Genomic DNA, 11,989 nt, shown 5'->3' with positions numbered 1-11,989 from the left:
GAACGCCCCGGCCTGTACCCCGGGGGCGGCGGCGCGCCGACGACGGCCGTCGTCGATCCCGGCGCGCTCGCGGCGCCGGGACGTGCTCCGCGCCCACCCGGGGCGCGGCGTGTGCGAGCCCGCGCTCAGTCCGAGGCGGGCAGGGCCTTGGCGGCCTTGAGGGTCAGGGCGACGCCGTCCAGCGCGAGTTCGCCGCTGCCCGAGCGTGTGCACAGCAGTTCGATCGATTCGGCCGCGTCGACGTAGCGCTTGCCGATCAGCGTGACCGCTTGGCCCGCATCATCTTTCGGTTCGGCCTTGGCCGAGACCGCCATCGGCTCGCCGCCGCAGGTCAGGGCGACCGGTTCGGCCCCCGCCGTGCGCACCACGACCACGCGGGTCGCGCAGACGGCGCTGGCCAGCTGCTCACCGGGCCGCAGAGACAATGTCGTCATCGTGAATCTCCTTCTCCGCCAGTCGATCTCCGAGTAGAGCGAGATCGTGCGATTGTCGTGCCAGCCAGAAGCGCAGGAACTCGGTCAGCGAGTAGCGCAGGAAGATCGCCGAACCCACCACGCTGGTGGCCACCCCGCCCAGCGCGAGGGTGATGGCGTCGCGCTGGGTGAGCGGGTTCTTGGTGCCGTGCGAGAGGAAGTACGCGGACAGCGCGAGCACCAGACCGGTTGCCATCAGGGCGATTCCGATGCGCAGCCACAGCCGCGCGCGTCCGGCGGCCGGGTCGGGGATCTTCAGATCGGTGAGTTCGCGGACGAAGCGGTCCGCGCGGGACTCGGTCATGTCGTACTTCCTAGATAGTGGGCTGCCAGGTCGTTGCGGAATTCGGAGTCGGGCCGCCCGTGCGCGGCGACCCGCCCGCGCACCAGCACGGCCGCGTGATCGGCGATGTCGAGCACGGCGGCCGCGAACTGCTCCACGACCAGTACCGCCACGCCCTGCCGGGCGATCTCGGCGACCTGCTCGTAGAGCTCGCCGACCACCAGCGGCGCCAGGCCCATGGACAGTTCGTCCAGCAGCAGGACCGCCGGGTCGGTGGCCAGACCGCGCGCCAGCGCGAGCATCTGCTGTTCGCCGCCGGACATGGTGCCCGCGATCTGATGGGCGCGCCGCTCCAGGATGGGGAACCGGGCGAACGCGATCTGCTCGATCTCCGCGCGGGAGCGACCGGTGAAGGTCATCATCCGCAGGTTGTCCAGGACGCTCAGATTGGGAAAGACACCGCGGCCCTCGGGAATCAGGCAGACGCCGGCACGCGCCAGGTCGCGCGGATTCGCCCCGGTGACCGTGCGCCCGCCCAGGACGACATCGCCGCCGGTGACCGGGTGGATGCCCGCCGCGACGCGCAGCGCGGTGGTCTTACCCGCGCCGTTGGGACCCAGCAGGGCCGACACGCGGCCCGCCGCGACAGTCAGATCGACACCGTGCAGGACGGTGATCGCGCCGTAGGCGGCGCGCACACCGCGCAGTTCGAGCAGCGCGGTCTCCTCCGATGCCGGTGCGGGAGCATCGATCCGAACGGGCTCCGGCATCGCACCGTCGCTGACCGCCACCGTGCCGGGGGATCCGGCGGTGCTCGTCGCAGGGGAACTCATGTCGTCTCCTCGGTCGCCCCGGATCGGACCGCGGGCGCCTGCCCGTGGCGGGCCCCGGCGGTCATATCTCCCCCAGGTACGCGGTGACCACGGCCTCGTTCGCCTGCACCGCCGCGGGCGGGCCGGAGGCGATGACCTTTCCGAGATCCAGGACGAACAGCTCGTCGCACACCTTCATGACCAGGCCCATGTCGTGTTCGACGAGCAGGACCGCGGCGCCTTCGGCCGCCAGCGATCGCAGCAGCTCGCCGAACCGTTCCGTCTCTCCGGGGTCCTGTCCGGCCGCGGGCTCGTCGAGCAGGACCAGGCTCGGGCGCGCGGCCATGGCGCGGCCCACCTCCACCAGACGGCCGGTGCCCGTGGGCAATTCGTCGGCCGAGGTGTCCGCCAGCGCGGTCAGGCCCAGTCGCTCGAGCAGGTCGTCCACCGCGCGGGCCGCGCGCCGGCGCTCGGGTCCGAGCTCGGCGGCGACCAGCAGGTTGTCCCGGACGGTCAAGCGGCCGAACAACTCCAGGCGCTGGAACGTGCGGGCGAGCCCGTGGCGTGCGCGCCGGGCGGGGCCGTGGCGGGTGACGTCGCGGCCGCCGATGGCCACCCGGCCGCCGGTGGGGGCGCGCAGCCCGCAGATGACGTCGAAGAGGGTGGACTTCCCGGCCCCGTTCGGTCCGATCAGCCCGGTCACCGCACCGCGCTCGGCGTGCAACCCGGCGCCGTTCAGCGCCAGGTGGCCGCCGAAGGCGACGGTGACGTTCTCCACGTGCAGATGGGCGGATTCACGCGTACTCGACTCCAGGACTGCGGCTTTCGTGTCCGTAGGCGTTGTGGGCGGCGAATCGCCGGGTACCGGTTCAGCGTGCGGTAGCGACGGCATGGTCGAGCACCTCCCTGTCCTCGGGGGTCCAGGGCTTGCGCACGCCCCACCATTCCACCGGCACCGCAACGTTTTCCGGCTCCGGCGGGCGGGCGCGTCGGGCGTGCCAGATCCGTGCGCCGACGACGGCGATCACCAGACCGCCGGTGAAGGACCAGCCGTCGATCATCCCGGTGATGTTCGCGATCCAGCACAGCGTCACGGCCAGTGCGAGCACCGGTGCGACAACACGATCCCGTAGCGTCCCCAGCCATTCGGACCGCATGCTCGCCAGCGCGCCGGTCCGCAGGACACCGCCGCCGAAGGCGATTCCGCCCGCCGCGGGCAGCACCTGGGCCAGATTCGACAGCGCGGGCCAGAGCGCGGGGATCGCGGCCAGCGGACCGGCCAGCACCGCACCGGTGAACAGACCGGCGCCGACCATGCCGAGCCCGCCCATGACCACGATCAGGAAGATCGGCATGCCCGGGACGAGACCGAACTGCTCGGAGGTCACCGCCTGCTGCTGCATGCCGTACAGCGCGCCGCCCAGTCCGGCCAGCGCCGCCGAGATGGCGAACACCAGGACGCGGGCGGCGAGCGGGTTGCCGCCGAGGGTCGCGTACGCGGCCTCGCTGTCGCGCAGGGCGATGAGTCGACGGCCGAATCGGCTGCGGCGCAGGCCGACCACGGCCAGCCCGGCCAGGCCCAGGCAGATCGCCGCGAAGACGGTGATCTCGGCGGTGGTGTCGAGGCTGACGCCGAACAGGTTCGGGCCGACCAGCGAGACCGAGCCCTGCTCGAACAGCGCGATCCGTATCCCGAAGAGTTCGAACGGCGGCAGGTTGAACAGCCAGCGATCCAGCACTACCGCGAACGCGGCGGTCGCCAGCGCCAGATAGACGCCGGACAAGCGCAGCGCTGGAATGGCGATCACCGCGCCCGCCGCACCGGCCGCGAGCATGGCCGCGGGCACCGCCCACCACTGTCCCGCCGCACCGACCTGCGCGCAGGTGGCCGCGCCGATGCCGGCGAAACTCAACTGGCACAGTGAGATCTGGCCCGCGAATCCGGTGAGCGGCACGAACGAGAGGGCGATGACGCCGAAGGCGAAGATCGAACCGTAGGTGATGAGATCGGCTTCGGCGAGCACGGTCGCCAGGATCACGCCCAGTGCGGCCACGACCCCGGCGAACGCGGCCGAGCTGGACCAGGTGGGCAGCGGTACGGCGGCGAGGGTGCGGTCACGACCGCGCAATCGGCCGTGCGGGAACAGGAGCAGCGCCAGCAGCAACAGCAATGCCGGTGCGGCCAAACGCAATCCGGGCAGATAGTCGTTCTGCGGCAGGTAGCCGGCGAGGTAGCTCTCCAGGCAGCCGACCACCACCGCGCCCACGAACGTCATGGGCAGATTGCGGAGGCGGCCGAAAATCGCGGCGGTGTAGGCGCTCACGATCAGCAGGGACAGCTGCGCGGCGTCCAGCGCAACCATGGGGGCGATGAGAATGCCGCCCACCGCGGCCAGTTCGATGCCGAGTATCCACGCGAACCGGTTGGCCCGCCCGGGATCGGCCCCGGTGAGCCCCACCAGCGCGCGGTCGTCCACGGTGGCGCGCATCTCCACGCCGATACGGCTGCGGTACAGCAGTATTCGCAGTCCCACCGCGACACCGACCGCGACCGCCATCGTCAGGATCTGATGCCAGGTGACCGTCACCGCACCCACCCGCACGGGAGTGACGTCGGCGAAGAACGTCGGCAGCGACCGCGCGACGTTCGGATCCCACACCCAGCGCGCGATCACGATCAACCCGCTCAGCAGCGCGATCGTCATGACGAGTTTCTCGGCGTCGCCCAGGCCCTGGGTGGGGGCCAGGGCCTTGCCGAACAGCACGCCGAACAGGGGCGCGAACACCCCGAGCACGAGGATCAGCGCCACCGGCACCGGCACGTTCCAGCCGATGGTCAACTGCCAGTATACGAACGCGGACACCATGCCGGCCGCGCCGTGCGCGAAGTTGAACACCCCGGTGGTGGTGTAGGTCAGCACGAGCCCGCTGCCGATGACGGCGTAGATCGCGGCGGTGCTGAGGCCGACGACGCCGAAGGCGATGAACTGCTCCATCAGTGTCCCGTCACGTCAGATCGTTTCCGTCACTTCAGATCGCTGAAGGACTTGCCGACATCGGCCAGGGTGACGGCCTTGGTGTACTCGCCCTGGAAACGGAAGGTCGGGACATTGCAGCGGAAGACCCCGGTGTCGGGCTTGAAGTCGATGCTCTTCCAGCCCTCGGGGGTCGCGCGCTGGACGTTGAAGCAGCGCACCTGTTCGCTCGCGGGCGTGGACAGGTTGACCGGCGCGGTCAATCCGCCTCCGGTCCAGGCGGTTTCCTTGCGGGCGGCGTTGTAGACGCAGGCGCGGGTGAGTTGGTCGCCGCAACTGGTCGCCGATTTCGCGAACAGCAGCCAGCTCTGGAACCCGCGCAGGGCCGGGTACGTGATGGCCGCGTCGGGGGCGTACTTGGCGAACAGCTCACGCAGCTGCTTGACCGCGGGCACCTTGTCGGCCGAGTCCAGCGGCGCGATCTCGCTCAGGTCCGCGATGTTGTTCTGCGCGGACAGCGAGTTCTTCGCGGCCTCGATGAACGACGGGTTGTAGGCGTTGCTGTTGGCGTCGATCCAGTCCGGCTTGTAGTCCATGCCGGTGAGCACGTCCTCGAGCTTGGCGAGCTGGCGGAAGTCACCCAGGAAGATCAGCCCGCGAACGGCTTTGGCCTTGATGGCCTGCGCGTACGGTGTCCAGTCCGAAACGCCCGCGGCGGGATAGAGGTCGTTGTAGACGATCGTCGCGCCGGCCGCGGTGAGTGAGGCCACCATCTTCTCTGCGGTCGGCTTGACCGCCGGGGAATCGCCCACGATGAAGCCGACGGCGCCGGCCGAGGCCGGGTAGGCCTCCTTGATCAGCCAGTGCTCGGACCCGGTGTACTGATTGACCGGTCCGGCGGCCGAGGAGCCGGCGGCCAGCTGCAGGTCCGAGCCCGCGTTGGCGGCCTGCACGACCTGGCCGGGGAATTCGGGCAGCAGGCAGGACAGCCGATCCTTCACGCCCAGCCCGTCCAGGGCCGCGCCGCCGCCGACCAGGAAGAAGTCCTCGCGACAGGACTCGATCATGCGCTGGCGGTACTCCATGAGCTTGGCGTCGCGCATGTTGGCCACGAGCTTGCGGCCGTTGATGCCGCCGGCGGCGTTGCACCACTGGGTGAAGACCTTGGCGGTCTCGGAGAATTCGGGGTTCTTGGTGAATCCCATGTCGGTGAAGACACCGATCTCGACCTCGCTGTCCGACACACCCTGTGCGGTGGAGCCTTTCGCACTGCCGGGGCCGCACACGCCGGTCAGGTCACCGAAGTCGCCGGAGGTGGCGGCCGCGGTCGTGGGTTCCTCGGCGACGGGATCGTCACCGCGCCCGCAACCGGAAGCCAGCAGTGCCAGCGTCGTCAGGGCAATGAGTATGCGGCGTGTTCGGCGCGGTTTCACCGTGTGTCCTCCTCTGCGAGCCCCGGCATCGGACCTCGTTCGAGAAAATTACATTCTCCAATAGTGAGAATCAATATCCTGTCCCGCATTCGGCGACCGTGCCGCACCGCCCGGGTGGCGGTGACCCTGCGGTGTCCGGGGTACCGAACCCACCTGGCGTTGACAGCATGACACACCCATGGAAATCTAGTAGTCACTTTATGAGAATCAGATTCTCCTCAGGAGGTGCGGATGCGGCTGCCACCCTTACCGGCAGACGAATGGGACGACCGGACCCGCAGTGCGCTACGCGCCCTGCTCCCCCGCGATCGACGTCATCCCGACGGCGCGGGCCCGGCCATGTCGACACTGGTGCGTCATCCCGACCTCACCGAGGCCTTCCTCGGTTTCGGGGTCTACGTCCTGTTCCGGTCCAGCCTGCCCGCCCGGGTTCGCGAACTCGTCGTGCTGCGCGTAGCCCATCGCAGCTCGTGCGCCTACGAGTGGGACAGTCACGTCTCCATCGCCGCCGAGGCCGGCATCACCCCCGAGGACATCGCCGCCGTCCGGAGCGGCATCAGCCCAGACCCCTACGACCAGGCGGTCCTGACCGCGGTGGACGAACTCGCCGAGCACAACGCCCTCGGCGACCGCACCTGGGGCGAGCTCTGCTCGTACCTGGACGAGCGCCAGCTCATGGACTTCGTGTTCACCGTCGGCGGGTACAGCGTGCTGGCCATGGCGTTCAACAGCTTCGGTGTACAGCCCGAACACCACGAAAGGTAATGCGTTGGCACACTTCACCAAACCGGCGGCGGGAAGCTGGACCCAGAACTATCCCGAACTGGGTACCGCGCCGGTCGATTACACCGACTCCATCGACCCGGAGTTCTACGAGGCCGAACGGCAGGCCATCTTCCGCAAGAGCTGGCTCAACGTGGGCCGGACCAACCGGCTCCCGCGCGGGGGCAGCTACTTCACCAAAGAGCTTGCCTGCGTGGGCACCTCGCTCATCATCGTGAAGGGCACCGACGGCGAGGTCCGCGCCTTCCACAACATCTGCCGCCATCGCGGCAACAAGCTGGTGTGGGACGACTTCCCCAACGAGGAGACCTCCGGCACCTGCCGGCAGTTCACCTGCAAGTACCACGCCTGGCGCTACGACCTGACCGGCAAGCTCACCTTCGTCCAGCAGGAGAAGGAGTTCTTCGAGCTGGACAAGGCCGATTTCGGGCTCAAGGGCGTGCGCTGCGAGGTGTGGGAGGGGTTCATCTTCGTCAACCTCGACCCCGACGCCAAGCCGCTCGACGAATACCTCGGCCCGCTGGCCAAGGGGCTCGAGGGCTATCCGTTCGCGGAGATGACCGAGGTCTACAGCTACCGGTCCGAGATCGGCAGCAACTGGAAGCTGTTCATCGACGCCTTCGCCGAGTTCTACCACGCGCCGATCCTGCATCAGAAGCAGGCGGTCAAGGACGAGGCCGACAAGCTCACCGAAACCGGTTACGAGGCACTGCACTACGAGATCGCGGCGCCGCATTCGATGATCTCCTCCTGGGGCGGCATGGCGCCGCCGAAGGATCCGAGCATGGTCAAGCCCATCGAACGGGTCCTGCGCAGCGGGCTCTTCGGCCCGTGGGACGTGCCGGACATCGAGGGGCTCGACCCGCTGCCGACCGGCCTGAACCCGGCGCGCCACAAGGCCTGGGGCATCGACGAATTCGAGTTCTTCCCCAACATGTCGCTGCTGTGCTGGGCGCCCGGCTGGTACCTGACCTATCACTACTGGCCGACCGCGGTGAACAAGCACATCTTCGAGGCCAGCCTGTACTTCGTGCCCGCGCGCAATGCCCGCGAGCGCCTGGCGCAGGAGCTGGCGGCGGTGACGTTCAAGGAGTACGCGCTGCAGGACGCGAACACCCTCGAGGCCACCCAGACCATGATCGCCACCCGCGAGGTCACCGAGTTCCCGCTCAACGACCAGGAGATCCTGCTCCGCCACCTGCACAAGACCGCCCAGCGCATCGTCGAGGAGTACCGCAATGACAGCGCCAACTGAATCCCCCGCCCAGCTGCCGGAGGAGTTCGCCGACCTGACCCCGTTCGCCGACTGGATCCTGGCCACCGAGCCCGAGCGCTACGCCAAGCGCCTGGCCTCGACCATGGATCAGATGCAGGCGTTCTACGACGCGGCGTTCCCGCGGCTCGAGCCGGCGATGGACTACATCGACAAGTTCGAGTGGAACGATCTGCCCGAACCCGCACGGGCGCTGTTCCATCTGCTGCAGTCGCTGGTGATGGTGTCCTTCCCCGTCGAGGTGTGGAAGCAGCCCCGCGTGCCGGATTCCGGTGCGGCCTGGGTGGATATCGTCTCCGAACCGGTGGTCTAGGGCGATGACGACGCTGACGCTGAAGGCCGCGGGCCTGCTCGACATCGACACCGGCGAGATCATCCGGCCCGGCCTGCTCCGGATCGACGGGGACAGGATCGCCGGTGTCGGCGGGCCCGAGACCGGCGAGGTGCTCGACCTCGGGGACGTCGTGCTGCTGCCCGGGTTCATGGACATGGAGGTCAACCTCCTGATGGGCGGACGCGGGGAAACCGGTCTGGCCTCCAGCGTCACCGACGATCCGGCGCTGCGCATGCTGCGCGCGGTGGGCAACGCCCGGCGGACCCTGCACGCCGGATTCACCACCGTGCGCAATCTGGGGCTGTTCGTCAAAACCGGCGGCTACCTGCTGGATGTGGCGCTGCGCAAGGCGATCGACGCGGGGTGGATCGAGGGACCCCGCATCGTCGCCGCCGGGCACGCCATCACCCCGACCGGCGGGCACCTGGATCCGACCATGTTCTCCGCCTTCGCGCCCGACGTGCTCTCGCTCTCGGTGGAGGAGGGCATCGCCAACGGGGTGGACGAGGTCCGCAAGGCCGTGCGCTACCAGATCAAGCACGGCGCGGACCTGATCAAGGTGTGCGTCTCGGGCGGGGTGATGTCGCTGACCGGCGCCCCCGGCGCACAGCACTATTCGGACGAGGAGTTGCGCGCGATCGTCGACGAGGCGCATCGGCGCGGGCTCAAGGTGGCCGCGCATACGCACGGCGCGGACGCGGTGCGGCACGCGGTGGACGCCGGAATCGATTGCATCGAACACGGATTCCTGCTCGACGACGACGCCATCGACCGGATGGTCGAGCACGGGACGTGGCTGGTGCCCACCACCCGGCTGGCCGACGCCATGGACGTGTCCAAGGCCGCGCCCGCCCTGCAGGCCAAAGCGGCCGAGATGTTCCCCCGGGCGCGCACGTCGGTGCTGGCGGCGTACAAGGCGGGCGTCAAGATCGCCGTGGGCACCGACGCGCCCGCTATTCCGCACGGCCGCAACGCCGATGAACTCGTGGCCCTGGTCGAGCGCGGCATTCCGGCACTGGATGTGCTGCGCGCGGCCACCGTGCGCGGGGCCGAGCTGATCGGGGTCACCGATCGCGGCCGGCTCGCGGCCGGGCAGCTGGCCGACGTCATCGCGGTGCCCGATGACCCGCTGGCCGATATCGGCGTCACCCGTGACGTGCGCTTCGTGATGAAAGGGGGCAAGGTTCATGTCCAGAAACGATGACCTGCTCGAACTCCAGCAGCTGACGGCCCGGTACGCGACCGCCATGACCAGGGGCGACATCGACGAGGTGCTCGCGGTGTTCACTCCCGACGGCTCGTACAGCGCGTTCGGGGACACCTATCCCCTGGACCAGTTTCCCGAGCTGGTCGCGGCCGCGCCCAAGGGGCTGTTCCTCACCGGCACACCGGTTCTCGATATCGACGGCGATACCGCCACGGGTGTCCAGACGCTGTGCTTCGTCGAGCACAGCACCCACGACATGCGGATCGGGTACTACACCGACAGCTATGTGCGCGGGGCGGACGGCTGGCGGCTGCGGACCCGCCGGATGACCTTCATCCGGCGCAACGGCGACCACGACTCCGGCATTCCGCACGCCTTCGAACGCTCGAAAGCATGAGCGCGACAACCGAATCGAACGCCGCGCCGAGCGTCGCCGAGTTCCGGGAGCAAGTGCGGGCCTGGCTCGACAGCCACGATCTCACTCCCCCGCCGGATCATTCGCTGGACGCGCAGGTCGCGCAGCTCGCACGCGTGCGGGCGGAACTGTACGCAGCGGGCTGGATGCGGTACGGCTGGCCCGCGGCGGTCGGCGGGCTCGGCGGGCCCGCCGTCCTGCGCGCGGTGCTGGGCGAGGAGGTGGCGAGCCGGGATCTGGCCGAACCCGGCATCTATTCGATGATCGAGGTCCTGGCCCCGACCGTCATCTCCTATGCCCGGCCGGAGCTGGCGGCCGATCTGGTTCCCCGGCTGCTGTCGGGGGAAGAGCAATGGTGCCAGGGGTTTTCCGAGCCCGGCTCGGGCAGCGACCTGGCCTCCCTCGCCACCCGCGCGGTCCCGGACGGCGACACCTGGGTGATCGACGGGCAGAAGGTGTGGACCAGCCTGGCGCAGTACGCCGCGCGCTGTGTTCTGCTCACCCGCACCGCCCCCGGCCACGACGGGATCACCGCGTTCCTGGTCGACATGGACACCCCCGGCATCACCGTGCGGCCGCTGCGCACCATGCACGGCGTCGACGAGTTCGCCGAGGTCTACTTCGACGGCGTCGTGGTCCCCGCCGACCGCATGCTCGGCACGCCCGGTGACGGCTGGCGGGTGGCCATGGATCTGCTACCGCACGAGCGGTCCACGTGCTTCTGGCATCGGATCGCCTACCTGTTCACGCGCCTCGATCGCCTGCTCGAGCAGACCACGATCGCCGACGACGCCGAACTCGGCGCGGCCTATCTCGCACTGCACGCCGCCCGCTGCCGCTCCCGAATCACCCAGGACCGCTTGGCTTCCGGCGCCCGCCTCGGCCCGGAGACCTCGGTCGACAAGATCCTGCTCGCCACCGCCGAACAGCGCCTGTTCGACACCGCCCGCGAGCTGCTGCCCGGCGCGATCGAGTACGACGACCCGGTGTGGCGCACCGAGTACCTGTACTCGCGCGCGGCCACCATCTACGGCGGGACCGCCGAGATCCAGCGCAACATCATCGCCCGCCGCCTGCTCGACCTGGGGAAGGAGTAGCTGTGCTCGACGCCGACGAGACCCACCTGCTCACCGAGACCTTCCGTAAAACCCTCACCGCCACACCGGCATCCGACATCGACGCCGCCCTGACCGCCGCGGGCTGGCCCGATCTGCTCACCGAACACCCCGATGAGGCCGCCGCCCTGGTCTTCCGGCTCCTCGGCGAAACCGGCACGCACGCACCGATACTCAACGACGTACTGTTACGCGCCCTGGGAAAGCCGCTGTCCGGCACGATCGCGCTACCCAGCGCGGGCGGACGCCGGCTGCTCTGGGAGAGGACCGGCCACCGCGCCGATGCCCTCGATCCCGAGCTCCCCCTCTATCCGGTGACGCCCGATACGCCTATGTCTGATCAGCGGCAGGAGTCGTTCGCTCCCAACGGTTTCCGGCCCGAGGAGGTATTCCCCTTGGCGGCAGGCCGCCGAGCCCTGTCCTGGTGGCTCCTCGGCACCGGCCACGCGATGCTGACCCTGGCCCGCACCCACGCCCTGACCCGCACCCAGTTCGGCCGCCCCCTGGCCTCGTTCCAAGCGGTCCGCCACCGCCTGGCCGAAACCCTCGTTGGCCTGGAAGCCGCCGAAGCGACCCTCCACACGGCCGACAACGACCTGGGCGCCCTCCTGTCCAAGGCCGCGACCGGCCAAGCCGCCCTGACCGCCGCCCGCCACTGCCAACAGGTCCTGGCGGGCATAGGCTTCACCGCCGAACACGACTTCCACCGCCACGTCCGCCGGACCCTGGTCCTGGACGGACTCCTCGGCAGCACAAGGGAACTCACTCGCGAGGCCGGCGCCCTGGTCCGCGCCCGCGGCCACGCTCCCCGCCTGGCTCAATTGAGCTGAGATGGGATGAGATCCTGCTCGGCGATCAGGCCGACCCCTGCGCCGATTCCTTCGAC

General features: G+C 69.4%; 13 protein-coding genes. 7 read left to right on the top strand and 6 right to left on the bottom strand.

Features of this window, described 5'->3' with window-relative positions; genetic code table 11:
• Positions 1–125: 125 nt before the first annotated feature.
• The 6 genes from ACWDOP_RS01730 to ACWDOP_RS01705 form a co-directional block, all read right to left on the bottom strand.
• On the bottom strand, positions 126–434 hold the full coding sequence (locus ACWDOP_RS01730) for a hypothetical protein (RefSeq protein ID WP_454204923.1): 309 nt from the start codon (positions 432–434) through the stop codon (positions 126–128).
• On the bottom strand, positions 406–777 hold the full coding sequence (locus ACWDOP_RS01725; protein ID WP_454204924.1) for a hypothetical protein: 372 nt from the start codon (positions 775–777) through the stop codon (positions 406–408). The genes ACWDOP_RS01730 and ACWDOP_RS01725 overlap by 29 nt, the downstream gene beginning before the upstream one ends.
• A complete protein-coding gene (locus tag ACWDOP_RS01720) occupies positions 774–1,526 on the bottom strand; it encodes an ABC transporter ATP-binding protein (protein WP_456343823.1) in 753 nt (250 codons plus the stop codon). Before ACWDOP_RS01720 ends, ACWDOP_RS01725 begins: the two co-directional genes overlap by 4 nt.
• A 124-nt stretch (positions 1,527–1,650) precedes the next feature.
• Entirely contained in the window at positions 1,651–2,460 is an 810-nt protein-coding gene (locus tag ACWDOP_RS01715; protein WP_456343422.1) for an ABC transporter ATP-binding protein, read from the bottom strand.
• The gene (locus tag ACWDOP_RS01710) at positions 2,438–4,564 is read right to left on the bottom strand and encodes a branched-chain amino acid ABC transporter permease (protein ID WP_456343421.1); all 2,127 of its coding nucleotides are present in this window, start codon (positions 4,562–4,564) and stop codon (positions 2,438–2,440) included. Before ACWDOP_RS01710 ends, ACWDOP_RS01715 begins: the two co-directional genes overlap by 23 nt.
• 29 nt (positions 4,565–4,593) lie before the next feature.
• A complete protein-coding gene (locus tag ACWDOP_RS01705; RefSeq protein ID WP_456343420.1) occupies positions 4,594–5,976 on the bottom strand; it encodes an ABC transporter substrate-binding protein in 1,383 nt (460 codons plus the stop codon).
• A gap of 231 nt (positions 5,977–6,207) precedes the next feature.
• Here ACWDOP_RS01705 and ACWDOP_RS01700 point away from each other — a divergent pair, with 231 nt between their 5' ends.
• Genes ACWDOP_RS01700 through ACWDOP_RS01670 form a run of 7 tightly spaced genes read left to right on the top strand, consistent with a single transcriptional unit; the run spans position 6,208 to position 11,933 of the window.
• Positions 6,208–6,741: a carboxymuconolactone decarboxylase family protein gene (locus ACWDOP_RS01700; RefSeq protein WP_454204927.1), complete on the top strand. Its 534-nt coding sequence runs from the start codon at positions 6,208–6,210 to the stop codon at positions 6,739–6,741.
• A gap of 4 nt (positions 6,742–6,745) precedes the next feature.
• Complete coding sequence (locus tag ACWDOP_RS01695) at positions 6,746–8,014, top strand: aromatic ring-hydroxylating oxygenase subunit alpha (protein WP_456343419.1); 1,269 nt, start codon at positions 6,746–6,748, stop codon at positions 8,012–8,014.
• Positions 7,998–8,345 carry a hypothetical protein gene (locus ACWDOP_RS01690; protein ID WP_454204929.1) on the top strand — a complete coding sequence of 116 codons (348 nt, stop codon included), beginning with the start codon at positions 7,998–8,000 and terminating at the stop codon, positions 8,343–8,345. Before ACWDOP_RS01695 ends, ACWDOP_RS01690 begins: the two co-directional genes overlap by 17 nt.
• A gap of 4 nt (positions 8,346–8,349) precedes the next feature.
• Positions 8,350–9,570, top strand: coding sequence for an amidohydrolase family protein (locus ACWDOP_RS01685; protein ID WP_456343418.1), 1,221 nt, complete (start codon positions 8,350–8,352; stop codon positions 9,568–9,570).
• The gene (locus ACWDOP_RS01680; protein ID WP_454204931.1) at positions 9,554–9,970 is read left to right on the top strand and encodes a nuclear transport factor 2 family protein; all 417 of its coding nucleotides are present in this window, start codon (positions 9,554–9,556) and stop codon (positions 9,968–9,970) included. Before ACWDOP_RS01685 ends, ACWDOP_RS01680 begins: the two co-directional genes overlap by 17 nt.
• Positions 9,967–11,085, top strand: coding sequence for an acyl-CoA dehydrogenase family protein (locus ACWDOP_RS01675; RefSeq protein WP_456343417.1), 1,119 nt, complete (start codon positions 9,967–9,969; stop codon positions 11,083–11,085). Before ACWDOP_RS01680 ends, ACWDOP_RS01675 begins: the two co-directional genes overlap by 4 nt.
• A gap of 2 nt (positions 11,086–11,087) precedes the next feature.
• Positions 11,088–11,933, top strand: a complete 846-nt coding sequence (locus ACWDOP_RS01670) for an acyl-CoA dehydrogenase family protein (RefSeq protein WP_456343416.1) — start codon at positions 11,088–11,090, stop codon at positions 11,931–11,933.
• Positions 11,934–11,989: the final 56 nt, after the last annotated feature.

This window comes from Nocardia sp. NPDC003693, from assembly GCF_053981095.1.
The sequence above is the reverse complement of the archived record's forward strand: the minus strand, read 5'-3'. Positions and strand labels throughout refer to the sequence as shown.